This window comes from Actibacterium sp. 188UL27-1 (assembly GCF_016901225.1).
GTDB lineage: Bacteria > Pseudomonadota > Alphaproteobacteria > Rhodobacterales > Rhodobacteraceae > 188UL27-1.
Map to the genome: position 1 here is coordinate 46,886 of NZ_JAFEUL010000003.1, position 23,728 is coordinate 70,613.

Genomic DNA, 23,728 nt, shown 5'->3' on the forward strand with positions numbered 1-23,728 from the left:
CCAGACCAACCGCGATGTAAGGGGCCGGTTTCAGAGTGTCAACGTCGCCAAGCATCGCGACACAAGGGGAGAAGGCATATGATGAACCTGACAAAGACCGCTTTGCTGACAAGTGTCGTTGCATTGACCCTGTCATTCGGCGCCTGGGCCCAGGACAGCGAACAGCCCGCCGACCAAGATGCAGAGCAGGCAAATGAAGATACGGCTGCTCCGGTAATCGACGCCACCGCGGACACTGTCATCGCGACCGTGGGTGAAATTGAGATTACGCTTGGCCATATGATCGCCGCGCAATCGACCCTGCCCCAGCAGTATCAGGAATTGCCAGACGACGTTTTATATGATGGCTTGCTGGACCAGCTGATCCAGCAAAATGCCCTGGCCCAGACGATCGAGGATGACCTGTCGCGCAAGTCCGAGTTGGGATTGGAAAATCAGGTTAGTGGTTTTCTGGCGGGTGAAGCACTAAAAAGCATTGCCGATGACGCCGTGAGCGACAGCGCGGTACAGGCCGCTTATGACGCCCGCTTTGCCGATCAGGAGCCCGCCAAAGAGTTTAATGCGGCGCATATTCTGGTTGAGACAGAGGAAGAGGCCAACGAGGTCAAGACACAGCTGGACGAAGGGGCTGATTTTGCGGAGCTGGCCAAGGAGAAGTCGACGGGTCCGTCCGGCCCCAATGGCGGCGCACTTGGCTGGTTTTCCAAGGGGATGATGGTGCCGGAGTTTGAAACGGTCGTCATGGATATGGAGCCCGACGCGATCTCGGACCCGGTCCAGACCCAGTTTGGCTGGCATGTGATCAAGTTGATCGAGACCCGGCTGCAGGAGGCGCCAAGCCTGGACGAAATCCGCGCTGAGCTGGAGAACGAGATCAGGTCGAAGGCCATTGAAGATACGGTTGAAAATCTGACCGAGGGCGAAGAGATCCAGCGCATGGAGATCGAGATTGACCCCTCACTGATACGGAACCTCGACCTGTTGTCGACTGAGTAAATGGCCGAACTTCCGGTCTCTCCGCTCGCGCCGGCGCGATTTCCAGACCTGCATGTCGTTCGGGGCGCCCGATTTGCCACCGCGGCGTCCGGGGTACGGTATGAAGGCCGAGATGACGTCATGCTGGCGGTTCTGGACCCGGGTACGGAAATCGCGGGCGTCTTTACCAAGTCTGCCACGCGGGCCGCGCCTGTCTTGGACTGTCAAGCCAAACTGGGCAACGATGCTCCTTTGAAGGAGACGCGCTTTGACGGGCCTGTTGTGGATGGCGCGGCCATCTTGGTGAATGCTGGCAATGCCAACGCATTTACAGGCAGGAACGGTCGCGATGCTGTGAATATCCTGTGCGATGCGGTCCGTGAGGCGACGCAAATTCCGCTACATCGGGTGTTCACGGCCTCCACCGGGGTCATTGGGGAGACGCTGCCCCATGACAAGATCACCGCCCATATGGCGGGCCTCACCGCCCGGCTGGATGAGGGCGGGTTGGGTAAGGCGGCCCATGCGATCCGCACCACGGATACCTTTGCCAAAGGGTCTAGCCAAGTGATCGAAACCGAGGCGGGGCCGATCACGATATCGGGTATGGCAAAGGGCTCTGGCATGATCGCACCGGATATGGCGACCATGCTAGCCTATATTTTTACGGATGCCACTGTCTCCCAAGCTTTGTTGCAGCAACTGGTGTCGCGTCATTCCGAAACCACGTTCAACGCGATCACAGTGGACAGCGACACTTCAACCTCAGACACGGTCATGGTGGCGGCGACGGGGTATGGCCCAACTGTGACGGATCTGTCCAATGCCACCGGTCGGGTCTTTGCCGATGGTCTGCACGCGATTATGCTGGATCTCGCCCATCAAATTGTTCGGGACGGTGAGGGAGCAACCAAGTTTGTGCGGGTTTCCGTCAAGGGCGCGCTGGATGCCGCCGATGCAAAGCGGGCCGCCATGGCAATCGCGAATTCCCCTTTGGTCAAGACCGCGATTGCTGGGGAGGATCCGAATTGGGGCCGTATCGTAATGGCTGTTGGAAAATCTGGGGCAACCGCGGACCGCGATCAGCTTTCCATTCATTTTGGTGACATTCTCGTTGCCGAGCATGGATGGGTTGCCAGCAGCTATACCGAAAGCGCGGGCGCAGCATACATGACCCATTCGGACATTGGTATTACGGTGGATTTAGGCGTGGGATCGGCCGAATTCACAGCCTGGACCTGCGATTTGACCCACGGTTATATCGAGATCAACGCTGACTATCGATCATAATCCTTTAATGAAACGCATTTGATGAAAATTGTTCTCGTTTCAGCCGTCGCATTGATTGATCCTGACAATCGCGTTCTGATCGCGCAGCGCCCCGAAGGCAAATCCATGGCCGGTTTGTGGGAATTTCCCGGGGGCAAGGTCGAGCAAGGCGAAACGCCAGAAGCCGCTCTTATCCGTGAGTTAGACGAAGAACTTGGCATAGACACCTGGCAAAGTTGTCTGGCGCCATTAACCTTTGCCAGTCACGGCTATGACGATTTCCATTTGCTGATGCCTTTATTCGCCTGCCGGAAATGGAAAGGAACACCCGTATCGCGCGAAGACCAGGCTTTGAAATGGGTCCGAGTTAACAACCTAAGAGATTATCCGATGCCCGCTGCGGACTTGCCGTTGATTCCCATTTTGAGGGATTGGTTGTAACTGCTGCATTGCAGCATGACGCTTCTGCGACACATTGTTACGAATTTGCACATCATTTGGGCGAATTTTCCCGTATTAAGGCGAATTTATGGATGGCGTATTAAAACTTTTACTCTAATCTTAGGGTGTAAGCGTTGGGGAGGAGATCAACATGCTAAAGACCATCACACTTGGTAGTTGTGTATCAGTTCAGGGCACGTTTGTTAAAAGCCTGACCGACGGCAAGATCCTTGTCCGCGTCGGTCAAAAACTCTTCGCCGGTTTTCCGATTGGTGGCCGCGCCATCTAATCGGTTTTTTATCAGTACAAAAAAGGGCGGTCGTGGGGACCGCCCTTTTTTGTGTCTTATACCCGTCATGGGAGGCCCGGCCTGATCTTTGATCAGGCCAGCGTCCGCTCGACCTCTTCACGTTCAAAGATCTCGATCACGTCGGCTGGACGAATGTCATCATAATTCTCGAACGCCATACCGCATTCCTGACCTGACTGGACCTCGGCCACTTCATCCTTGAAGCGCTTGAGTGTTTTCAGCGTACCCTCGTGGATCACAACATTGTCGCGCAGCAGGCGCACACCGGCAGACCGGCGGGCGACCCCTTCAGTGACGAGGCAACCGGCAACCTTACCAACGTTGGAGACCTTGAAGACCTCCTTGATCTCGGCATAGCCGATGAAGTTCTCCCGAACCTCGGCTGACAACAGACCACTTGCAGCGGCTTTGACGTCATCCACCAGGTCGTAGATCACCGAGTAATACCGGATTTCGACGCCTTTTTGGTTGGCCGCTGCCCGTGCTGGCGCATTTGCCCGCACGTTGAAGCCAAAGACAGGAGCGCCGGAGGCTTCGGCAAGGCCGATATCAGATTCCGTGATGGCACCGACGCCCGAATGCAGCACGCGGACGCGCACTTCATCGTTGCCGATCTTCTCCATCGCTTGGCCAATCGCCTCGGCAGAACCCTGGACATCGGCCTTCACGACGATCGGCAGTTCCGAGACATTTTCGTCATCCTTCGCCTTGGCCAACAGTTGATCCAGCGTGGTTGCAGCACCTGCGGCGGCGCGTTTGTCCTTGGCCTGTTGCTCGCGATATTCAGCGATTTCGCGGGCCTGCGCCTCGGTATCCACCACGTTGAGCACGTCGCCGGCTTCGGGCGTTCCGTTCAGACCAAGCACCTCAACCGGAACCGATGGCCCGGCCTCTTTGACGCGTTCGCCCTTGTCGTCGATCAGAGCGCGGACCTTGCCCCACTGTTCACCCACGACGAAGATGTCGCCCTGCTGCAAGGTGCCGTTTTGCACCAGAACTGTGGCGACCGGCCCGCGACCGACATCAAGCTGGGCTTCGATCACGGCACCAGAGGCTGCCCGTTTCGGATTAGCCTTCAATTCCAGGATTTCGGATTGCAAGGCGATGCTTTCAAGCAACTCGTTCAGACCTTGACCACTGATGGCAGACACTTCGACGTCCTGCACTTCGCCGGACATCTTTTCGACGATCACTTCATGCTGCAGAAGATCGGTGCGCACTTTGTCCGGGTTGGCCTCAGGCTTGTCGATCTTGTTGATAGCCACGATCATAGGCACTTCGGCGGCCTTGGCATGGGCAATCGCCTCGATTGTTTGGGGCATCACCGCGTCATCGGCGGCCACAACAAGCACAACGATATCAGTGACTTGCGCACCGCGAGCTCGCATCGATGTAAAGGCCGCGTGGCCGGGTGTATCAAGAAATGACAGCACGGCACCATCATCGGTCGTCACCTGATAGGCCCCGATATGCTGTGTGATCCCGCCTGCTTCCCCCGCCACAACCTTGGCATTCCGGATCGCGTCCAGCAGCGAGGTCTTACCGTGGTCCACGTGACCCATGATCGTGATGACCGGGGGACGAGATTCCAGATCGCCTTCATCATCTTGAACCGAATCAATCACATCTTCGACGTCGGCGTCAGACACCCGGACGATCTTGTGACCGAACTCTTCGACGATCAATTCCGCCGTATCGGCATCGATCGACTGGTTCTGGGTCAGCATCAGTCCGTTATTCATCAATGCCTTTACGACATCGGCAACGCGTTCAGCCATCCTATTGGCCAATTCCTGGACCACAATGGTCTCGGGCACCTGTACGTCGCGCACGACCTTTTCGCGTGTCTCGGTTCCGCCCATGGCCTTTTGCCGCGCACGCTCCTGTTTCCGCTTCATGGCGGCCATGCTGCGGTGCCGTCCACCCTCACCGCCCGACAGGGCCTGGTTCAGGGTTAGCTTACCGGCCCGGCGACCATCATCACGGCCCTTACTGGCGCGCCCTTTTTGATCGTCGCGCTCACGGTCGATTTTGCGCGGCGTGGCAAGGCCGGATTTGTTGGGCACCCTCGCCGTTTGCGCGCCGCCATCTGCATCTTGCTGCGGTGCAGTTGTAACGGCTGGCTTCGCTTTTTCCTGACGAGCCCGTTCGGCGGCGACTTCCGCTTCGCGTTTCTTACGCTCTTCTTCCTCGGCCTTGGCTTTCAACGCTTCTTCGCGTTCCCGCTCCGCGCGTTCCTTAGCGTCAATCTCTTCACGGCGGCGCGCGCGCTCTTCTTCGCGTGCCTTTTCATCGGCGGCGCGTTTGGCGGCGTCTTCGGCTTCGCGGGCTTTGGCGACCTGCAATGCCTTTAACCGGCGTTCCATCTCGCTATCGGTGATCCCGGCGGGGCGACGCGATGGGTCACCACCCGCGGCACCGCCAGCCTTTCCGGCAGCCGGCTTCGGCACGACGACCCGCTTTCGCTTGGTCTCGACCACCACATTTTTCGTCCGTCCGTGGCTGAAGCTCTGCTTCACTTGGCCCGGTCGCGACCCACCGCCGCGTAGCCCAAGAGTCTTTTTGCCGTCACTATCGCTCATGCGAACTTATGTCCTTTCCGGGGCGTTTTCCCCGTTCATCTCGCGCAGGCCAGATAACCTTGCGGCGTCTTCTACAACACGCTTTGTGAGTCCACCAGCCGCAAGAGCAGCGTGTATGACATGATCCCGGCCAAAGGACAAACCCAATTCTTGGGCCGTCAAACAGCCGATAAACGTGTTCTCTCCATCCGGGGCGCGTAGTTTCGTCTTGCCCCGTTCCGACCCATCCGAAGCCTGGATCAGAACCTTTGCCTCTTCGGTCAAAAGTGCGCCTTTGACCTTTTCATACCCAGCGATCGCCCGGCCTGCCTTGCGCGCCAACGAGATCAGATCGGTCACCCGCTTCAGCATCAACGCCTCAAGTCGGTCACCCAGATCATCCGGCACCTCAACGCTTTGGCGTGCGGCGCGCGCAAACAACCGTTTCTTAATCGCCTTGGTCACCGCATCCCGTGTTGCGGCCACCCAAATCCCTCGACCTGGCAACTTTTCCGCCAGATCAGGGATGATAACACCTTCGGGACCCACAACAAAGCGGATCAGCCCCGATTTGGGCTGAACCTCCCCGGTTGCGATGCACTTTCGCTCCGGACCGGCGTCCCGGTCTTTCTTGGTGCCCCCACGTCCCATCTTTATTCGATCAGGCCTGTGCGTCCTCAGCCTCGGTCGTCTCGTCTGCTTCGGCGGCCTGCGCGATCAGCTCTTCGGGGTCAACCCAACCCAGCGCCACGCGCGCCGTCATGACCAGGTCCTGGGCTTCGGCCAACGATACATCGAACTTTTCAAGCAGGCCGTCATCCTTGACCCGTTCGCCATCGACCGTCGTCCAGCCGCCCGCCAATTCCCAATCGGCGCAGGTGGCAAAGTCTTCGAGCGTTTTCACACCATCCGCGGCCAGCGCTTCGATCATCTGGGGTGTCAGGCCCTCAAATTCAATAAGCGCCTCTTCAACACCGGCTTCGCGCGCTTTTTCCAGGGCTTTCCGGTTCTGTTCGTCCAGATGATCGCGCGCACGGGCCTGCAATTCGGCGGCCGTGTCATTATCAACGCCATCGATCACCAACAGCTCTTCCGCATCGACATAGGCCACTTCCTCAAGCGAGGTGAAGCCCTCGGACACCAGCAACTGGGCAAAGAACTCGTCCAGATCCAGGGTCGAGACGAACAGGTTTGTCCGCTCCTCAAACTCAGCCTGCCTGCGGGCGCTTTCCTCTTCCTCGGTCATGATATCGATATCCAGACCAGTCAGCTGGCTCGCCAATCGCACGTTCTGGCCACGACGACCGATGGCAAGGCTCAGCTGCTCATCGGGGACCACCACTTCGATCCGCTCGGCTTCTTCGTCCAAAACCACCTTGGCCACTTCGGCAGGCTGCAGCGCATTCACCAGGAAAGTCGGCTGATCCTCGTTCCAGGGGATGATGTCGATCTTTTCGCCTTGAAGCTCGTTCACGACGGCCTGCACGCGGCTGCCGCGCATACCAACACATGCACCCACGGGATCAATCGAGTTGTCATAGCTGATCACCGCAATCTTGGCGCGGCTGCCCGGGTCACGGGCCACGGCCTTGATATCGATGATGCCGTCATAGATCTCGGGCACTTCCATCTTGAACAGCTCAGACATGAATTCAGGTGCGGTCCGGCTCAAAAAGATCTGGGGTCCGCGCGCCTCACGCCGCACGTCTTTAATAAAGCAGCGGATGCGGTCACCGGGGCGGTAGCTTTCGCGCCCGATCTTCTCGTTCCGGCGCAGGATGCCTTCGCCACGGCCGATATCCACGATGATGTTGCCATATTCCTCACGCTTGACCAGACCATTGATGATCGTCCCGGCACGGTCCTGGAATTCCTCAAACTGGCGGTCACGCTCGGCTTCGCGCACCTTTTGCAGGATCACCTGCTTGGCCGATTGCGCAGCGATCCGACCCATTTCCACAGGCGGAACCTCGTCACGCAGCTCATCTCCCACGGTCGGATCGGCCATGTATTCCTTGGCCTGAGCCACGGTCAGCTCGGCCTGGTAGTTCTCAAGCAACTCGTCTTCGACCACCGTGCGCACCCGGGTGAACGTCGCGCGGCCCGTCTTGCGGTCGATTGAGACGCGGATGTCCATCTCGGCCCCGTAACGAGATTTTGCGGCCCGGGCGAGGCTCTCTTCCATCGCCTCGACCACCAGTTCGGGGTCGATCATCTTTTCGCGCGCGACAGCCTCGGCGGTTTGCAACAATTCCAGCTGGTTGGCAGACGTAATGGCCATGTCGTTCAGTCCTCCGGCCCGAGATCATCGGGATTTTCTGTTTCTATCTCGTCGAATTGGTCTTCGTTCACAATGCCGGCGGCCTTGCGCTGGCGCAGCATCTCGCGGATCAACTCATCGGTCAGCACCAGCTTGGCGTCGCTCAGCCAGTCGAATTGCAGCCCGATTGTGCCTTCTTCGATCTCGATCAGGACCTCACCATCCTCGGTTCCGGCCAACTGGCCCTTGAACCGGCGCCGTCCGTCGATCATCTCGGTTGTCTCGATCTTGGCCTCATAGCCCGCCCAGGTGGCAAAATCCTTCAGCCGTGTCAGGGGCCGATCAATCCCGGGGCTCGAAACTTCAAGCGTGTAATTGTCTTCGATCGGGTCCTCGACGTCCATGATAGCGCTGACCGCGGTCGAGATTGTGGCGCAATCATCCACCTCGATCCCGCCCTCGGGGCGCTCGGCCATGATCTGCATCGTCTTGGTCTTGCCCGACATCAACCGAACGCGCACCAGTTCAAACCCCAGATCCTCGATCACGGGCGTGATGATCTCGGCCAGCCGCTGGTCGATATTGGTTTTGGCGATCAGGTCAGACATGCGTGCTCCAAGCACAAAAAAACGGGCCCGCGGCCCGTTACGATAGTCCCGGTGGGCATCAGGTTTGGACCCCGACGCGCCGCTGTTGATAGGCAATTAGAAGTTGGGCTTGTCTTTTTCAAGGGAAAAGTCATCGACAGCGATACAACCTCCGGATGGCCCTCCTGTCGCCTTGCCACAAAATTGCGCAAAAACGCCCCGGATCCTCGCCATTTCTGACGGAAAAGACCCGTCGCGTTGCCTGCGGGGTAAAACCTGATATGGCCCTCCCGATAGATTTTGACCTTAGAGGTTCAGATGAACATTGAAGAGACCGCTCTCCCGGGTGTCTTGATCATCACGCCTAAGCGTTTCGGCGATGATCGCGGCTTTTTTTCCGAAACCTATAATGCACAGAGTTTTGCCGAAGCAGATATCGCCATGACCTTTGTGCAGGACAATCACTCCCTGTCCGAACATGTCGGCACCGTGCGTGGGCTGCACTTTCAGGCCCCACCACGCGCGCAGGACAAGCTGGTGCGCTGTGGCCGTGGCGCGCTGTTCGATGTTGCTGTCGATATCCGTAAGGGCTCCCCAACCTACGGGCAGTGGGTGGGGGCTGAGTTGACGTTTGAAAATGCCAAGATGCTGTTGGTGCCTGCCGGCTTCGCCCATGGCTTTGCCACCAGGGCACCGGGGACCGAGATCATTTACAAATGCTCCGATACCTACGCGCCCGAGACCGAGGGGGCCTTACATTTCGCTGATCCCGCCATTGGCATTGATTGGGGTCTTGACCAGACCACTGCAATCCTGTCGGACAAAGACAAAACGGCACCGGGGCTCGTGGGCTTCGACTCGCCCTTCACATACGAGGGATAGGCGATGAAACTTCTGGTCACCGGCGGCGCCGGGTTCATTGGCTCTGCCGTCGTGCGGCAGGCCATCGCGGCGGGTCATCAGATCGTCAATGTCGACAAGCTGACTTATGCGGCCTGCCCCGACAACGTCGCGCAAGCGGCGCAATCCAACAGCTACCATTTTGAGCAGGCCGATATCTGCGACGCCCCAGCCATGGCGCGCATCCTGTCGGATCATCAGCCCGACGCGATCCTGCATCTGGCTGCTGAGTCCCATGTCGACCGCTCCATCGATGGTCCGGCCGAGTTCATCCACACTAATGTCACCGGTACCTACACGCTGCTGGAAGCTGCGCGCGCCTATTGGACGGATCGTGGCAAGCCCGAGAACTTTCGCTTTCACCATATTTCCACCGATGAGGTGTTTGGATCGCTGGGTGCAAACGGCCTTTTTACAGAAGACACGCCATATGATCCGCGCAGCCCCTATTCCGCCTCGAAAGCCTCGTCCGATCACCTTGTCCAAGCGTGGTATCACACCTATGGGCTGCCGATCCTGCTGACCAACTGTTCCAACAATTACGGCCCCTATCATTTCCCCGAAAAGTTGATCCCAGTCGTCATCCTGAACGCACTGGCGGGCAAGCCAATCCCGATCTATGGCAAGGGCGAGAACATTCGTGACTGGCTTTACGTCGAAGACCACGCCGACGCCTTGCTGACCGTCCTGACCAAGGGTGAGGTGGGCCGCGGCTACAATATCGGGGGGGAGAACGAGGCGACGAACCTGGACCTCGTCCATATGATCTGCGCCATTCTGGACCGTCTGAAACCAGGGTCGCAGCCTTACAAGGACCAAATCACCTTTGTCACGGATCGCCCCGGCCACGATATGCGTTACGCCATTGATCCGACACGCATCCGGACAGAGTTGGGTTGGCGTCCCTCAGTGACACTGGAACAAGGGCTGGAGAAAACCGTACAATGGTATCTGGATAACGAGGATTGGTGGCGGGCCCTTCAGGACCGCGACGGGGTCGGGCAGCGCTTGGGCACTGGCTGATCAGGCAGGTTTGGCCGGGAGCGGTTTACCATTCAGCAACAAGCGAAGCGCTGGCACGTTTCGAATGATCAAGCGGTGCATGCCGTACGAGATGGCAAGTGTCGCCAAACAGATCAGCGTATATTGCCACAGGAAAGGCTGGATCCCCGGCAGAACCCAGACGGCCAGCCCGTAGATCAGAAAATAATGCAGCAGGTAGATCGAATAGACCGCATCGTTCAGCGCGGTGACCACGGTTGTCCTTGCGGAGAGCATCTTGCGAAAGATAGCGAATAATGCGGCGGCAGCGGCGACGGTCAGCGTCTCTTCCGAGACGACCAGCGCCAATGTATCGATCCCACCGCTCAGCGGCAGATAGGGCCGCGCAAAAACGAGGATCAGCCCGACGCTCAGCATGGGCCAGCTGATCCGGTGCAGTGCCTCAAACAAGGCGGGAACCCTGAAGGCCGCCGCACCCAGCAAAAAATAGGGGGCATTGCGTAACGTGGCAATCACCAGCCAATCCGCCCAGGTGCCGCCGACCCATGCTTCAAAAGCCAGGCTATAGGTTGCCCGGCCCGCCAGTTCACCGGCGATGATCCCAACGGCAACGATTGCCAGCAACAGATCGCCTTGCCGGTGGGCGATCCAATCGATGGCCCTGTGAACGGGCCGCCAGGAGATCAGCCGCTCGACCAAAGGAAGAAATACCATGTAGACCATCAAGGTGAACAGGAACCAAAGATGCAGGTGCCAGATCGTGTCACGTTCGGCAGGCGCTGCGTTCCCCATGAGATAGGTCATAAATCCGATGGGCCCGACATGGTGCACATAGACGAGCCAATTAGTGATCGGGTTCAGCACAATCAGCACCACCACCAGGGGCACAGCGAGCGCTACGAGCCGGTGCTTGGCAAACCCGATCAAGCCCCGCTTGTCCAACATCATCACGGCAAAAAAGCCTGAGATGACGAAAAATGTTGGCATGCGAAAATGCTGCGACATCGCCGCGCTGACGATCCGCTCCAACGAGTCTGGCTGCAACGTCCCCGTGTGCAGCAAGATCCCAAACAGCATGCAAAAACTACGCAACGCATCAAGATAATACAGACGAGAGATCATGTGCCGTATCCCGAGCAGTCCGCCACGGGTGTTGTTGCAAGTCGGCACGGGCTGTGCAAGTTCCATCGCGTGATTAGGCGGAAATCCAAACCGCAATTGACGGGCAAATAAAGGAAGAGACCTTGCGGCACGTGGCCAATTTCTGTCGTTCTGGGCAGCCTTCGGTGGGTGGGCCAACCCTGTGAAGACTGTTGTTTTTGGAAAGTCCGGCCAGGTTGCGACCGAGCTGCAACGCCGCGGTGAGGTGACGGCCCTTGGCCGAACGGACGTGGATCTGGCCGACCCTGACGATATCCGCCGCGCCGCCGAAACGCTGGATGCCGATGTGTTTATCAATGCGGCGGCCTACACGGCCGTCGACAAGGCGGAGGAGGAGGAGGCACGCGCCCTCTCGATCAATGGTGTTGCCGTGCGCCTGTTGGCCGAAACGGCCAAACGCCGCGATATCCCGTTGATCCATGTCTCAACCGATTACGTCTTTGACGGATCAGGCGAGCGACCGCGTGCACCTGACGCCGAAACAGGCCCCTTGGGCGCCTATGGTCGGACGAAATTGGTCGGCGAAGACGCAATCCGGGCGGTTGATGGCGATTATGCCATCTTGCGCACAAGTTGGGTTTTTTCGGCCCATGGTGGCAACTTCGTCAAAACCATGCGGCGCTTGGGCGCCGAACGCGACAGCCTGAATATCGTCGCCGATCAGATCGGAGGGCCAACCTCGGCGGCGGCCATCGCGGACGCGTTGCTGGCCATGGCCGTCAAGTTCCATGCCGAAACCGCCCCGTCCGGCACTTACCATTTCGCGGGCACCCCCGATGTCAGTTGGGCTGATTTCGCGCGCGAGATCTTTGCCCAGTCGGATATCGACTGCACCGTCACCGACATCCCCACCAGTGCTTATCCCACCCCGGCCCAGCGGCCCGCCAATTCCCGGCTCGACTGCACGACGCTTAGCCGCGAATACGGGATCGAGCGTCCGGATTGGCGCGCAGATTTGGCAGACGTCCTGAAGGAACTGAACACTCAATGACCCAACGCAAAGGCATTATTCTGGCAGGCGGCTCAGGCACCCGACTTTACCCGATCACGATGGGCGTCTCAAAGCAGCTGCTGCCGGTCCATGACAAACCGATGATCTTTTACCCGCTCTCGGTTCTGATGCTAGGCGGGATCCGTGAAATTGCGATCATCACCACGCCGGAGGATCAGGATCAGTTCAAGCGCCTGCTGGGCGATGGCAGCCAGTGGGGCCTATCCTTTACCTTCATTCAGCAGGCTTCGCCCGATGGTCTGGCCCAAGCCTATCTGCTGGCCGAGGATTTCCTGGCCGGCTCCCCCTCCGCCATGGTTCTGGGCGATAATATCTTTTTTGGCCACGGCCTGCCCGAGATCCTGCAAGCTGCCGATCAGAGAACCAGCGGTGGCACCGTGTTTGGGTACAGGGTGGCAGACCCGGAACGCTACGGTGTGGTGGACTTTGACGAAGCTGGAAAGGCCCGTTCGATCATCGAAAAACCTGAGATGCCTCCGTCAAACTTTGCGGTGACGGGCCTGTATTTTCTGGATGGTGACGCCCCCAAACGCGCCCGGCAGGTGAAGCCATCGCCGCGCGGCGAGTTGGAGATTACAACCCTGCTAGAGATGTACCTGAATGATGATGCCCTTTCTGTTGAACAGATGGGCCGTGGCTATGCCTGGCTCGATACCGGCACCCATGCCAGCCTTCTGGATGCCGGAAATTTCGTGCGCACTCTTCAGGAGCGTCAGGGCTTGCAAACCGGAAGCCCCGAAGAGATTGCCTATGCCGCCGGGTGGATCAATGCGGATCAACTGCGCGCCCGGGCCATGACTTTCAAGAAAAATGATTATGGGCAGTATTTGCTGCGATTGTTGGACTGACACGTCAGGTTGTATTTTGAGATAGGCAAATACGCGCCATGGCAGTTGGTCGCTACAGCGACAGATTCTTGATAAATCTTCGTTTGAAAACAGAGTCTTATAAAGGACCGGTCAATTAGTATCGGTTTGATCAGATCTGATGCCAATTTTGTGGGCAACAGGTAGCGTATACATAAAATATCGCCGACGATGGGCAGTTATCCGCGACAGTCTATGCGCGATTTGATAATTCTTACTCACCCGATCCTTTGGGGAGGATCGATCCCGAGACAGCAGCTGATCAGACAACTCCATTTGTCCGATCAGGTATGACAGAGGCCGCTTTTCGCGGCCGTAAAAGGAGTGGGGTAACGAACGAGAACGGTGCTGACGAGCGCTTTCGTGCTGGCGGTGTGCGTTTTTCGGCCCTTTCCGAACCGATCAAGTTGATCTCGGAAGTTGGCTGTCTGGATATCGAAGGTGAGTTGATCGAGTTCGACGGCCACATCTACCGCGTCGAAACGCTCATGGGGCGGGTCAGTGTCCCCCTCACCGGGACGCTTTGTGCAGGTGCGCTGTGCCCGGATGGCGTTCCCATGGTCGCGGTCTCGGCAAAACCTGTTCTGTCACTGGCCGTCGCACCACCCTTGTCCATGGATTTGGTGACCGACCTGATCGTCAGCTTTGCCCAATCAGAACGGGTCAGTGCCGATCTTGCCCCCGGCACGAATGACACGATTGCGATCTCATTGGGTGGAACCGATCTTCCCGATCTTATAATCGGCAGCCTTGTCAGCCGATGGCGATCAACCAGCGCTGACCGTGACAACTGCCACAGATCAGCCCAGCGAAACCGCGGAATTGATCGCCGCAACCGCGTTCCAACCTATCGTGTCGGGCAATGTGGGTGTCACCGACATCTCGCTGACTGATTTGGCCCGCATCCTGTCCGGCGATGTCACGAATTGGAACCGGGTCGGCGGCACCGATCTTGCCATCACGGTCCTGTCTACCTTCAACGACACGCCAACAAAGCAGGCCATGCGGGATCTGATCCGCGCTCCAGCAGGCAAATCCCTGACCGAAAATAACTTGATCACGCTCGAAGATGACGTACGACTGGTCGAGGGTTTGCCCATTTTTCCAGGTGCGATCAGTGTTACACCCGCTCAGTTGGCGGATGGAAAATCGATGCTGACCATTCAATCCTGTATTGCACCCACCGGATCCGACATATTTCGCGTCAAGTCGCGTCGGCACGCGCTGACCGTGCCGGTGACACTTACCGCATCCGGGGCAGAGGGCGCTGCATTCCTGACAGACTGGTCACGTTTTCTACGCTCTGACACTGCCGCTGAGACTTTGCGTCAGGCCGGTCACGCTGGCCTTCAGGTCCAACGCATATCGGAAGATCGCCGCAGGCAGGAGGTGGCAAGCCAGGTCGCACGGGCATTGGAAATGCGCCATCAACGCGCCTGAACGTCAACCTCCCCTGCTGGATCTGGTGAAACTGATCCAAAGCACGGAACGGCTTACCACGACATTCCGCTATCCGTTCGCCGATGCCGCCACCGGGGGGGCAGGACCTTTGGCGCGATACACAGTTTGCCGCTTTGATGGGTCTGATCGCCAGCGACACGCTTGATAACAGCGAAATCGTGGGGGCTGGGGTTGTCGACCGGGCATTTCCGTCATTGCCCGCGGCCCAGGACGCGTTCTAAGCCGCCGCTGAAACCGTCCGCGACGACATTCTTGGACTGGCCGGAGACGGACTGACAGCACGCGGGATCACCCTGCGCGCAGTAGTCCATGGCGATATCGACCTGATCGCCTGCGACGACCATCCCCACAGCCGGTTCATCAATCAAAAGGTGGAGATTTTCGCCCCATTAGATAGAACGGATATCACATGCCCGGATTGACAGCAGCGGCCCTTGCCGTTGGCATATGCTTGGCCGGTGGCGCGCTCCACGCCTGAAGTATGCAATGCGGGCAGGACTACACGGTGCAGCGGGGGGATTTTCTCTCCTCAATCGCTGCGGCCGCCTATGGGGAAGCAACCGCCTTCACACAGATCTACCGGGCGAATTCCCGAGCCATCGGGCCGAACCCTGCGTTGATCCGCGCCGGCATGTCTCTGCGGATCCCCTGCCTGGACGGTGACCTTGTGCCCTCCACCGCAAGTACCGAGACGGTCGGACGGGGCGCAACGGTGGAAGCGCTGCCAAGCCCGGCCGAAAGCCGCCCTATTCGCGTTTTAGCCGCCACCGATTGGGGGCCGTTCACCAACGAGGAGCAAGACCAAGGCGGCATGCTGACCGACATCATCAATGTCGCCCTCGAACAGGCAGATGGCGATCCCGACTACCAGATCGATTTCGTCAATGATTGGAACGCACATCTGCAGCCGCTGATCAGCGATCATGCCTATGACTTCAGCATCGGTTGATGCGCCCCAACTGCGATCTGGTCGAGCGGTTGGAGGACGAATCGAAATTTCGCTGCAACAACCTGAACTTCACAGAACCGCTTTATGAACAGGTTCTGGGATATTTCAGCACGGTGGAGGCCGGCACCTTCACCGATCATGCCGCGATGGAAGGTAAATCATCTGTCGGCCCGCGGGCTATCCCGTGGCCACATTGACAGAGGCTGGCTTGACCGAACCCACAATTACATTGGTCCGCGCCGAAAGCCCGCTGGCCTGTGTTGAAAGCCTGATCAGCGGCGAGTCTGATATTGCCCTTCTGGATATCGACACGGCCACCGGTCACATCGCTGACCTAGACGCCGGGGACAAGATCGTGCTGAGCGAGGGCCTCAACAGTACCTTGCCCTGCGCGCCGTTATTGCAAAAACCCATCCACAGAGCACCGAACTGGTCGAGGTGATTAATAGTGGCCTGCGGAAAATGAAGGATTCGGGGCTTTGGTTTGAAATCGTCCGGCGCCACCTGACCGAACACCGGCAAAAGACCCAATCCTGACCAAGCCGCCCTTTGGGCGCACCGGAACCTTCAAAGCAAGGCCATGCCATATCCAACCGGCCTGGCCTAATCACTCTGCCGCCAGATCTTTGCTTAAAGCGAAACCGCCATGTTGGTCACCGCAGCCTAGTTGATGAACGGTGCACCATCGCCCCACAGGGCCTGTACGCGCTGATCTCGCCCGCAAGCCTCGCGATATAGCTTGTAAGCCTTAGCCTTGCTGCGTGGCCCGAACCGGGTGACGATCACCTTGGTGCTTTTGGAATAATCCTGATGGTAGGCCCCCGCCGGGTAAAACGGGCCTGCCTGCCGAATAGGGGTCACAACCTTGAGGCCAAGTTGCCTTTGCGCTTTGGTTTTTTCGGCTTCGGCTACCTTAGCCTGATCGGCATTGGTCGCAAAGATCGCAGTGGCATAATGCGCGCCCCGATCACAGAATTGCCCACCTGCATCCGTTGGATCCACCGAGCGGAAAAACAGGTTGATCACCTGGGCATAGGAAATCTGCGCGGGGTCAAACGTGATCTTCACGGCTTCCAAATGGCCGGTACCGCCTTTGCTCACTTGCTTGTAAGTCGGGTTGGCAACGTCGCCGCCGATAAATCCTGATACAGCTTCCGCCACGCCTTTAACCTGTTCAAAGTCGTGCTCGACACACCAAAAGCATCCACCAGCCACAATGGCGGTCTCCAAAGGGGCGGCCTCAACACGGGTGCACTCAGCCACAATCCCAAACAGGATCGCGATGCTCAAAAGCATGGGTTTGATCTGTTGAAAGGTCCAGGTCATCTGCGTTCTCCCTATCGTTGTCTCTACCCTTGCTGCGCCGTGTCGACCCATGCAATCCATGTGTCTGTGATCTCACGAACCAGTGACGCAAGGTGAGCGATGGGAACCATGACTGAAACAATCACCACCCATCAGGCTGATGAAGATACGCGTAATGCTCATATTCAGATCTATGTCGACGGCGTTTTACGCCCTCGCGATCAGGCCATGGTCAGTGTGTATGACAGTGGCTTCATGCTGGGCGATGGCATCTGGGAAGGGCTGCGCCTTTATCACGGGCGATGGGCATTTCTGGACGATCATCTTGACCGGCTGTTCGAGGCCGCCAAGGCGATCGACCTGGATATCGGTCGCGACCGCGCGGGGGTAACCGCCGCGCTGGAGGAGACGCGCCAAGCCAACGATATGGAAACCGATGCCCATGCCAGGTTGATGATCACACGCGGGGTTAAGATCCGGCCGTTTCAGCATCCGTCGCTTAGCCGCTCTGGCCCGACTTTCGTGATCATCATGGAGCATTCCACGCCGTCGCTCCCCCGCCCGCTTCGCCTGGCCACCGTGCCCCACATCCGTGGGCTGCCCATCAGCCAGGATCCAAAACTGAACAGCCATTCCAAGCTGAACTGCGTCCTTGCCTGCATCGCTGCCGAGAAGGCCGGCGCCGATGAAGCGCTGATGCTTGATGCCCATGGCTTTGTGAACACGACCAATGCCTGCAACTTTTTCATCGTCAGAAAGGGCCAGGTTTGGACGTCGACCGGGGATTACTGCATGAACGGCATCACCCGGCAAAAGGTCATCGATCTGTGCCGCGCCGACGGGATCCCGGTTTTTGAACGTAACTTTTCGTTGGTCGAGACCTACGGCGCGGATGAGGCATTTCTGACGGGCACATTTGGCGCCCAGACCCCCGTGGGGCAGATCGATGGGCGCGTGATCGGACGCGGTGGGCCAGGGCCAGTGACGCAACATATCCGGCAGTTATATGCGGATCATATGTATGCCGTATGTATGGATTCTGCATAGGATGTGCGCCCTGAAAATCGCGATGTGGTCCGGTCCGCGGAACCTGTCGACGGCCATGATGTATGCCTTTGCGCAGCGCCCGGATTGTGCCGTGGTAGACGAGCCGTTCTATGGCGCCTACCTGCACGAAACCGGGCTGGACCACCCGATGAAAGACCAGATTATCGCCGGGATGGAGACCGACGCCGAGGTTGTGGCGGCCCAATGCAGCCTGGTGGCTCCCACCGCGAAACCCATCTACTATCAAAAGCATATGACCCATCACATGCTGCCATCCTTCCCATTAGGTTGGCTAGCAGATGTGACGAATGTCTTCCTGATACGTCATCCCGCCCGAGTCGTGGCCAGCTACCTGGCCAAGCGGGAGAACCCGAAACTGGGAGAGCTTGGATATGTCCAGCAGATTCAGATTTACGACCGATGCCTTGCAATGGGGCAAGCGCCCATTGTGATCGACGCGACCTTATTCAGGCGCAACCCACTGGAAAATATGATGAAAATATGTGCAGCACTCAATCTGGAAAACGCCGAAACCATGCTCAGATGGCGTGCTGGTGGCCATCCGTCTGACGGCATCTGGGCCAAACACTGGTACGGTGCTGTTCATCAAAGCACCGGTTTCGCCGGTCCCGAAGCTGATTTGCCGGATCTTACCGGCCCGGCTGCGACCCTCGCCAAATCCGCATTACCATTCTACCTAAGCCTATACGAAAAAAGGCTATTTTAGGCGGTGGTCCCGGGCGGCCAGCAGTTTCAGACGCAATGCATTCAACTGAATGAACCCCGCCGCATCCTTCTGGTCATAGGCGCCCGCATCATCTTCAAATGTGACATGGGCCTCTGAATACAGGCTGTGATCCGACCAGCGCCCCACCGTCCGGGCGCTGCCCTTGTACAATTTCAGGCGGACAGATCCTGTCACATGATCTTGTGATTTGTCGATCAGGGCCTGCAACATCTCGCGTTCGGGGCTGAACCAAAACCCGTTATAGATCAGCTCGGCATAACGCGGCATCAATTCGTCTTTCAGGTGCGCAGCCCCCCGGTCAAGCGTGATGGACTCGATCCCGCGATGGGCCTCCAACAAAAGGGTGCCGCCCGGCGTCTCATAGATGCCGCGCGATTTCATGCCCACGAACCGCCCCTCGACAAGATCCAGCCGACCGCATCCGTGCTTGCCCCCGAGTTCATTCAGCTTTGTCAGAAGGTTAGCGGGGCTCAGAGCCTCACCATCAACGGAGACAGCATCGCCCGTCTCGAACCCAATCTCGACATATTGCGGCAGATCGGGCGCGTCTTCAGGATGAACCGTGCGCTGATAGACATAATCGGGCGCGTCCACTGCCGGGTCTTCCAAAACTTTCCCTTCGGACGAGGTATGCAGCAGGTTCGCATCCACGCTGAACGGGGCCTCGCCCCGCTTGTCTTTGGCGATTGGAATCTGATGTTTTTCAGCGAAATCAATCAGTTTGGTCCGGCTCGAAAGATCCCATTCCCGCCAGGGCGCAATCACCTTGATATCGGGATTCAGGGCATAGGCGCTTAACTCAAAGCGCACTTGATCATTGCCCTTACCGGTCGCGCCATGGGCCACGGCATCTGCGCCTTCGGCGGCCGCAATCTCCACCAAACGCTTTGAAATTAGGGGCCTGGCGATGGAGGTTCCCAAAAGGTATAGCCCTTCATACACCGCGTTTGCGCGGAACATCGGAAACACGAAATCGCGCACAAACTCTTCCCGCACGTCTTCGATGTAAATGGCGCTCGCGCCCATCATCTCGGCCTTCTTGCGGGCCGGTTCCAACTCCTCTCCCTGACCAAGATCCGCTGTGAAGGTCACGACCTCGCAGCCATACTCCGTCTGCAACCATTTCAAGATGATGGACGTATCAAGCCCACCGGAATAGGCCAAAACAACTTTCTTGGGTGCAGACATCTCAGGGCGCCTTTCGCAAAAATCGTTCGCCGGGTAGCCCGAATTTATCCGCGGGGCAAGGGACGCTGCCCTTGCGTGCTCACCTGTTTTTGGGGCAGGGAAGCCGGATGACCGCCTTTGCCGACACCGCCCACGCTGCCACGGCCCGGATGCGGGCGCTGTTTCCCCCAACGCCGCTGCAGCATAATGCGTTTCTGTCAAACCGATATGGCGCTGATATCTGGTTGAAACGAGAGGATCTGTCGCCGGTACGGTCCTATAAATTACGCGGTGCTTTCAACGCGATGCGCAAGATGCAGGCCTCCGCTCCCGACATGCAGCTGTTTGTTTGCGCCAGCGCGGGAAATCACGCGCAGGGCGTCGCTTATGTCTGTCGTCATTTCGGGGTCCGTGGTGTGATATTCATGCCGGTGACGACACCGCAGCAGAAAATCCAGAAGACAAAAACGTTTGGCGGCGACAATATCGAAGTGCGACTTGTCGGCGACTATTTCGACGACACGTTAGCGGCAGCTCAAGCGTTTTGTGCTGAGGCAGGCGGCTATTTCCTATCTCCGTTCGATGATCCAGATGTGATCGAGGGTCAAGCCAGCGTCGCCGTTGAGGTGCTGGCCGAATGCCCACGGCCAGACATGGTCATACTGCCGGTCGGCGGGGGAGGTTTGTCATCGGGGGTGACGCAATTCATGGCCTCCGAAGCTCCGGGGACCAAGATGCGCTATGTCGAGCCGACGGGTGGCGCGAGCTTGACCGCGGCACTGGCATCAGGCAAGCCAGTTTCTCTGGGAAAAGTCGATACTTTTGTCGATGGCGCAGCGGTGGCCAAAATCGGGCAACGGAATTTCGACATCCTCAAAACGGTTGATCCCGCCCATGTGCTATGCGCGCCCGAGAACCGGATTTGTACCAGCATCGTGGAGATGCTGAATGTCGAAGGGATCGTTCTGGAGCCCGCTGGCGCGCTGTCAATTGATGTGCTGCCCGAACTTGCAGATCAATTGCGTAGCAAGACGGTGGTTTGTGTCACCTCGGGCGGGAATTTCGATTTCGATCGTCTGCCTGAGGTGAAAGAGCGTGCGCAGCGGTATCTTGGCCTTAAGAAATATCTCATCCTGAGGTTGCCCCAACGACCTGGTGCTTTGCGCGATTTCCTGGGACTGTTGGGGCCCAATGATGACATCACCCGGTTTGAGTATCTTAAGAAATCAGCGCGCAACTTTGGGTCGGTTCTGATGGGCTTGGAGGCGCGGGATGCCGCGGATTTCCCTGAACTTTTTCGGCGTCTTGCCGAAGCCGGTTTTGTCTTTGACGACATCACCGATGACGAAACCTTGGTCGAATTCGTCATCTGATAGCCCGTGCTAGCTCGCAATCTTGATGTCCGCACTGGCGGTGAATTCGGCGCGTGCAAGCTGATAAGATTTGATGACTATGGGTAAATCGATCTGATCGAATTTCTGCTCCATCGCCCTTATTTCTCCTATTTGACAATGCTTGGCGAGTTCAGAGAACCCCAAATTCAACGCGCATCCCTTCAGAAAATGAAGGGCTTGCTCAAGGTCATTTTCGCTCACTCCATTTTTCAGATCGCGGATCGCTGCATCGGCCTCATCCAGAAAAAGCTCCACGATCTCCGCAAAGCCGTCATTGCCCACTTCATTGCGCAGTTCGTTAACACGGTCCCAGTCGATCATGTTGTACATCCATTCGTTTCGACGGGTTCGGTATAGTGGCCTTGGGTTAAGCTTTTCCTTAATGCCGCAAAATATGTGTTACAGGAGGCGCGTTTATCGCCTGTTAAAGTCGGTGTGCCAAAGTACGGGTTGGATCAGGCATCAACCACTCCGGAGGAACATGTGAACGCCGGAATAAGTCCAATGGATGCCACCGAAAGCGATGTTGATCGCGCAAGGTCGCGTTCCGTCCTGATCGTTGACGACAGCCGACTTCAGCGCAAGATCCTGTCCTCACTCTTGTCGCGCTGGGGGTTTGAAACTTGGGAAGCCGAGTCGGCTGAAGCGGGTCTGGCCATATGTATGTCTGCCTCGCCCGATTTCGTCATCAGTGACTGGATGATGCCGGGGATGACCGGACCGGATTTTTGCAAAGCTTTTCGTCAGTTAGAGCGTGAGTCCTACGGCTATTTCCTGCTTTTGACGTCCAAAAGCGAAAAGGCAGAGATTGCTCTGGGCCTGGATGCCGGTGCCGATGACTTTCTGACCAAACCTGTCAGTTCCGAAGAATTGCGCGCCCGGTTGACCGCAGGTGAGCGGATCCTGCGCATGCAGGAGGAGCTTGTGGCGAAGAACAGGCTCGTGACCGAAACGCTCGATAAGATGAATGCGCTATACGACTCGGTTGATCGTGACCTTCAGGAAGCGCGCAAACTTCAGCAATCCCTGGTGAAAGAGCGGTACCGGTCCTTTGGGGCGTCCGATTTGTCTCTTTTGCTGCGCCCCAGCGGGCATGTTGGGGGTGATCTGGTCGGATTTTTTCCGATAAGTGCCCGCCGCGTGGCATTGTTCGCCATTGACGTGTCCGGGCATGGTATCGCGTCTGCGTTGATGACCGCGCGACTGGCCGGCTATCTATCCAGTTCGTCTCCTGATCAGAATGTGGCCCTGATCGAAGGTGAGTTTGGGATTTACGACTCATATCCCCCTGACCAAGTTGCAAAAATCCTCAACCATTTGACTCTGACCGAAATGGAAACGGAGAACTACTTTACAATGGTTTTCGCGGACCTCGATCTGGTTTCGGGGGAGGTGCAGATGGTGCAAGCTGGTCACCCGCATCCGTTGATCCACCGCGCCAATGGCGAGATCGAACATGTTGGCGCAGGTGGGCCACCCATCGGCCTCATCCCCGAGATGGATTACGATACATTTACCGTTCGACTTTCAGCCGGTGATCGGTTGTGCATTGTCTCCGACGGCGTGACGGAATGCCCCAATGCGGATGGCGAACTGCTGGATGATGCGGGCACTGCTGATCTTTTGCGCCGCAATCGCGATGTCAAAGGCACGGCATTCATGGAAGCTTTGACGTGGGATCTGTCGAAATATGCAGGCGAACAGGACTTTCCAGACGACATCTCTGCCATCCTGTTCGAGTTTGGCGGCGCTAAAGTGAACGCAGACTGACTCAGCCATGCCGGGACGTTACCCTGATGATTGGGGCGCAAACCGAAGGTAGATGCCTAAGAACCGCACTGCGCGAGAGCTGATGACAGCGCCGCGCCGGATCCACGCAGGTTAAATGTCCATAACTCACCGTTAGACAGGCCAACCGCAAAAGCCATCTGCTCTTTCAGCAAGGTAACCTGTTCTGGCCCGATCTTTGCGCTGATGGCAAAAAATTCGGGGCCGAACCCAGCGGCTGCTTCCACCTCGCCCTCCAGATCCCGCACGCCCCCTCCACCGATGCTCAGAAACATCGGGTACTCATCGCCGATTTTCACAGCCCATGCGCCCAAGCTGACGAGCGAAAAGGATGGTGTGTTGCCCTCGCAGGTCAGATAGACACAGGTTTCATCCGCATCATCCGAACAAATGGAGGCATATTCCCGCCCGTCATGGTCAAACGTACTCCACTGGGCATTGGCGGGCAGCGGGATGAATAGCAGGCTGAGTAGGAAAAGACGCATTAACGGGTATCCTAAGAGATAAGACAGAGCCATGTCACCC

General features: G+C 57.6%; 26 protein-coding genes. 17 read left to right on the top strand and 9 right to left on the bottom strand.

The annotated features are described in order from the left end of the window. The first annotated feature begins 78 nt into the window (after window positions 1-78). The 4 genes from IU397_RS05505 to IU397_RS05520 all read left to right on the top strand — a co-directional run bounded on the left by IU397_RS05505 (window position 79) and on the right by IU397_RS05520 (window position 2,974). A complete protein-coding gene (locus IU397_RS05505; RefSeq protein ID WP_239479631.1) occupies window positions 79-996 on the top strand; it encodes a peptidylprolyl isomerase in 918 nt (305 codons plus the stop codon). Beyond that, window positions 997-2,265, top strand: coding sequence for a bifunctional glutamate N-acetyltransferase/amino-acid acetyltransferase ArgJ (gene argJ / locus IU397_RS05510; RefSeq protein WP_204411591.1), 1,269 nt, complete (start codon window positions 997-999; stop codon window positions 2,263-2,265). 21 nt (window positions 2,266-2,286) lie between these two features. Next, a complete protein-coding gene (locus IU397_RS05515; RefSeq protein ID WP_204411593.1) occupies window positions 2,287-2,685 on the top strand; it encodes a (deoxy)nucleoside triphosphate pyrophosphohydrolase in 399 nt (132 codons plus the stop codon). A gap of 151 nt (window positions 2,686-2,836) precedes the next feature. Continuing rightward, window positions 2,837-2,974 carry a hypothetical protein gene (locus tag IU397_RS05520; RefSeq protein WP_204411594.1) on the top strand — a complete coding sequence of 46 codons (138 nt, stop codon included), beginning with the start codon at window positions 2,837-2,839 and terminating at the stop codon, window positions 2,972-2,974. Window positions 2,975-3,066: 92 nt separating this feature from the next. On the opposite strand, the gene infB is transcribed toward IU397_RS05520, so the two are convergent. From infB to rimP, 4 genes are read right to left on the bottom strand one after another with little or no spacing between them, the layout of a single operon-like run. Next, the gene (infB, locus tag IU397_RS05525) at window positions 3,067-5,577 is read right to left on the bottom strand and encodes a translation initiation factor IF-2 (protein ID WP_204411596.1); all 2,511 of its coding nucleotides are present in this window, start codon (window positions 5,575-5,577) and stop codon (window positions 3,067-3,069) included. 6 nt (window positions 5,578-5,583) lie between these two features. Next, a complete protein-coding gene (locus IU397_RS05530) occupies window positions 5,584-6,207 on the bottom strand; it encodes an RNA-binding protein (protein WP_204411597.1) in 624 nt (207 codons plus the stop codon). A gap of 10 nt (window positions 6,208-6,217) precedes the next feature. Next, complete coding sequence (nusA, locus tag IU397_RS05535; RefSeq protein ID WP_204411599.1) at window positions 6,218-7,837, bottom strand: transcription termination factor NusA; 1,620 nt, start codon at window positions 7,835-7,837, stop codon at window positions 6,218-6,220. 5 nt (window positions 7,838-7,842) lie between these two features. Continuing rightward, window positions 7,843-8,424: a ribosome maturation factor RimP gene (rimP, locus tag IU397_RS05540; RefSeq protein ID WP_204411601.1), complete on the bottom strand. Its 582-nt coding sequence runs from the start codon at window positions 8,422-8,424 to the stop codon at window positions 7,843-7,845. 297 nt (window positions 8,425-8,721) lie between these two features. Here rimP and rfbC point away from each other — a divergent pair, with 297 nt between their 5' ends. Both rfbC and rfbB read left to right on the top strand, forming a co-directional pair. Next, window positions 8,722-9,285, top strand: coding sequence for a dTDP-4-dehydrorhamnose 3,5-epimerase (gene rfbC, locus IU397_RS05545; RefSeq protein ID WP_204411603.1), 564 nt, complete (start codon window positions 8,722-8,724; stop codon window positions 9,283-9,285). Between the two features lie 3 nt (window positions 9,286-9,288). After that, entirely contained in the window at window positions 9,289-10,326 is a 1,038-nt protein-coding gene (gene rfbB / locus IU397_RS05550) for a dTDP-glucose 4,6-dehydratase (protein WP_204411604.1), read from the top strand. Here rfbB and IU397_RS05555 read toward each other — a convergent pair whose 3' ends face one another. Further along, the gene (locus IU397_RS05555; RefSeq protein WP_204411606.1) at window positions 10,327-11,427 is read right to left on the bottom strand and encodes an acyltransferase family protein; all 1,101 of its coding nucleotides are present in this window, start codon (window positions 11,425-11,427) and stop codon (window positions 10,327-10,329) included. Window positions 11,428-11,608: 181 nt separating this feature from the next. On the opposite strand from IU397_RS05555, the gene rfbD reads away from it, so the two are divergent. The 7 genes from rfbD (at window position 11,609) to IU397_RS05590 (ending at window position 16,196) form a co-directional block, all read left to right on the top strand. Continuing rightward, window positions 11,609-12,457, top strand: coding sequence for a dTDP-4-dehydrorhamnose reductase (gene rfbD, locus IU397_RS05560; RefSeq protein ID WP_204411607.1), 849 nt, complete (start codon window positions 11,609-11,611; stop codon window positions 12,455-12,457). After that, window positions 12,454-13,326 (top strand): glucose-1-phosphate thymidylyltransferase RfbA, encoded by an 873-nt coding sequence (gene rfbA / locus IU397_RS05565; protein WP_204411609.1) that lies wholly within the window; start codon window positions 12,454-12,456, stop codon window positions 13,324-13,326. The genes rfbD and rfbA overlap by 4 nt, the downstream gene beginning before the upstream one ends. Before the next feature lie 308 nt (window positions 13,327-13,634). Continuing rightward, window positions 13,635-14,237, top strand: coding sequence for a hypothetical protein (locus tag IU397_RS05570; RefSeq protein WP_204411611.1), 603 nt, complete (start codon window positions 13,635-13,637; stop codon window positions 14,235-14,237). Continuing rightward, window positions 14,128-14,784 (top strand): hypothetical protein, encoded by a 657-nt coding sequence (locus IU397_RS05575; RefSeq protein WP_204411613.1) that lies wholly within the window; start codon window positions 14,128-14,130, stop codon window positions 14,782-14,784. The genes IU397_RS05570 and IU397_RS05575 overlap by 110 nt, the downstream gene beginning before the upstream one ends. Window positions 14,785-15,310: 526 nt before the next feature. Beyond that, on the top strand, window positions 15,311-15,754 hold the full coding sequence (locus tag IU397_RS05580; protein WP_204411615.1) for a LysM peptidoglycan-binding domain-containing protein: 444 nt from the start codon (window positions 15,311-15,313) through the stop codon (window positions 15,752-15,754). Next, window positions 15,754-15,951 carry a hypothetical protein gene (locus tag IU397_RS05585; protein WP_204411616.1) on the top strand — a complete coding sequence of 66 codons (198 nt, stop codon included), beginning with the start codon at window positions 15,754-15,756 and terminating at the stop codon, window positions 15,949-15,951. The genes IU397_RS05580 and IU397_RS05585 overlap by 1 nt, the downstream gene beginning before the upstream one ends. Next, a complete protein-coding gene (locus tag IU397_RS05590; RefSeq protein ID WP_204411619.1) occupies window positions 15,939-16,196 on the top strand; it encodes a hypothetical protein in 258 nt (85 codons plus the stop codon). The genes IU397_RS05585 and IU397_RS05590 overlap by 13 nt, the downstream gene beginning before the upstream one ends. Window positions 16,197-16,417: 221 nt before the next feature. Here IU397_RS05590 and msrA read toward each other — a convergent pair whose 3' ends face one another. After that, window positions 16,418-17,080: a peptide-methionine (S)-S-oxide reductase MsrA gene (gene msrA / locus IU397_RS05595; protein WP_204411620.1), complete on the bottom strand. Its 663-nt coding sequence runs from the start codon at window positions 17,078-17,080 to the stop codon at window positions 16,418-16,420. A 108-nt stretch (window positions 17,081-17,188) separates the two neighbouring features. Here msrA and IU397_RS05600 point away from each other — a divergent pair, with 108 nt between their 5' ends. Further along, a complete protein-coding gene (locus IU397_RS05600; RefSeq protein WP_204411621.1) occupies window positions 17,189-18,106 on the top strand; it encodes a D-amino acid aminotransferase in 918 nt (305 codons plus the stop codon). A 10-nt stretch (window positions 18,107-18,116) separates the two neighbouring features. Continuing rightward, on the top strand, window positions 18,117-18,833 hold the full coding sequence (locus IU397_RS05605; RefSeq protein WP_370541624.1) for an HAD family hydrolase: 717 nt from the start codon (window positions 18,117-18,119) through the stop codon (window positions 18,831-18,833). Here the strand turns inward: IU397_RS05605 and IU397_RS05610 are convergent. Beyond that, complete coding sequence (locus tag IU397_RS05610) at window positions 18,825-20,042, bottom strand: argininosuccinate synthase (protein ID WP_204411623.1); 1,218 nt, start codon at window positions 20,040-20,042, stop codon at window positions 18,825-18,827. The two genes, IU397_RS05605 and IU397_RS05610, sit on opposite strands and share 9 nt — an antisense overlap. Window positions 20,043-20,149: 107 nt before the next feature. Between IU397_RS05610 and ilvA the strand changes: the two genes are divergently transcribed. Then, on the top strand, window positions 20,150-21,394 hold the full coding sequence (gene ilvA / locus IU397_RS05615; RefSeq protein WP_204411625.1) for a threonine ammonia-lyase IlvA: 1,245 nt from the start codon (window positions 20,150-20,152) through the stop codon (window positions 21,392-21,394). 9 nt (window positions 21,395-21,403) lie between these two features. Here the strand turns inward: ilvA and IU397_RS05620 are convergent, their stop codons facing one another. Further along, window positions 21,404-21,736 (bottom strand): Hpt domain-containing protein, encoded by a 333-nt coding sequence (locus IU397_RS05620; RefSeq protein WP_204411627.1) that lies wholly within the window; start codon window positions 21,734-21,736, stop codon window positions 21,404-21,406. Window positions 21,737-21,919: 183 nt separating this feature from the next. Between IU397_RS05620 and IU397_RS05625 the strand changes: the two genes are divergently transcribed. Next, window positions 21,920-23,185, top strand: coding sequence for a PP2C family protein-serine/threonine phosphatase (locus IU397_RS05625; RefSeq protein WP_204411629.1), 1,266 nt, complete (start codon window positions 21,920-21,922; stop codon window positions 23,183-23,185). Between the two features lie 56 nt (window positions 23,186-23,241). Here IU397_RS05625 and IU397_RS05630 read toward each other — a convergent pair whose 3' ends face one another. Further along, window positions 23,242-23,688, bottom strand: a complete 447-nt coding sequence (locus tag IU397_RS05630) for a hypothetical protein (protein WP_204411632.1) — start codon at window positions 23,686-23,688, stop codon at window positions 23,242-23,244. Between the last annotated feature and the right edge of the window lie 40 nt (window positions 23,689-23,728).

Bases quoted from the DNA above. Each gene is read 5' to 3' on its own strand.
- IU397_RS05555 (WP_204411606.1), bottom strand. From the start codon at position 11,427: ATGATCTCTCGTCTGTATTATCTTGATGCGTTGCGTAGTTTTTGCATG.
- ilvA (WP_204411625.1), top strand. From the start codon at position 20,150: ATGACCGCCTTTGCCGACACCGCCCACGCTGCCACGGCCCGGATGCGG.
- rfbC (WP_204411603.1), top strand. From the start codon at position 8,722: ATGAACATTGAAGAGACCGCTCTCCCGGGTGTCTTGATCATCACGCCT.
- msrA (WP_204411620.1), bottom strand. From the start codon at position 17,080: ATGACCTGGACCTTTCAACAGATCAAACCCATGCTTTTGAGCATCGCG.
- IU397_RS05620 (WP_204411627.1), bottom strand. From the start codon at position 21,736: ATGATCGACTGGGACCGTGTTAACGAACTGCGCAATGAAGTGGGCAAT.
- IU397_RS05600 (WP_204411621.1), top strand. From the start codon at position 17,189: ATGACTGAAACAATCACCACCCATCAGGCTGATGAAGATACGCGTAAT.
- argJ (WP_204411591.1), top strand. From the start codon at position 997: ATGGCCGAACTTCCGGTCTCTCCGCTCGCGCCGGCGCGATTTCCAGAC.
- IU397_RS05625 (WP_204411629.1), top strand. From the start codon at position 21,920: ATGGATGCCACCGAAAGCGATGTTGATCGCGCAAGGTCGCGTTCCGTC.
- infB (WP_204411596.1), bottom strand. From the start codon at position 5,577: ATGAGCGATAGTGACGGCAAAAAGACTCTTGGGCTACGCGGCGGTGGG.
- IU397_RS05610 (WP_204411623.1), bottom strand. From the start codon at position 20,042: ATGTCTGCACCCAAGAAAGTTGTTTTGGCCTATTCCGGTGGGCTTGAT.
- IU397_RS05630 (WP_204411632.1), bottom strand. From the start codon at position 23,688: ATGCGTCTTTTCCTACTCAGCCTGCTATTCATCCCGCTGCCCGCCAAT.
- rfbA (WP_204411609.1), top strand. From the start codon at position 12,454: ATGACCCAACGCAAAGGCATTATTCTGGCAGGCGGCTCAGGCACCCGA.
- IU397_RS05515 (WP_204411593.1), top strand. From the start codon at position 2,287: ATGAAAATTGTTCTCGTTTCAGCCGTCGCATTGATTGATCCTGACAAT.
- rimP (WP_204411601.1), bottom strand. From the start codon at position 8,424: ATGTCTGACCTGATCGCCAAAACCAATATCGACCAGCGGCTGGCCGAG.
- IU397_RS05505 (WP_239479631.1), top strand. From the start codon at position 79: ATGATGAACCTGACAAAGACCGCTTTGCTGACAAGTGTCGTTGCATTG.
- rfbB (WP_204411604.1), top strand. From the start codon at position 9,289: ATGAAACTTCTGGTCACCGGCGGCGCCGGGTTCATTGGCTCTGCCGTC.
- IU397_RS05570 (WP_204411611.1), top strand. From the start codon at position 13,635: ATGACAGAGGCCGCTTTTCGCGGCCGTAAAAGGAGTGGGGTAACGAAC.
- IU397_RS05530 (WP_204411597.1), bottom strand. From the start codon at position 6,207: ATGGGACGTGGGGGCACCAAGAAAGACCGGGACGCCGGTCCGGAGCGA.
- nusA (WP_204411599.1), bottom strand. From the start codon at position 7,837: ATGGCCATTACGTCTGCCAACCAGCTGGAATTGTTGCAAACCGCCGAG.
- IU397_RS05585 (WP_204411616.1), top strand. From the start codon at position 15,754: ATGCGCCCCAACTGCGATCTGGTCGAGCGGTTGGAGGACGAATCGAAA.
- IU397_RS05520 (WP_204411594.1), top strand. From the start codon at position 2,837: ATGCTAAAGACCATCACACTTGGTAGTTGTGTATCAGTTCAGGGCACG.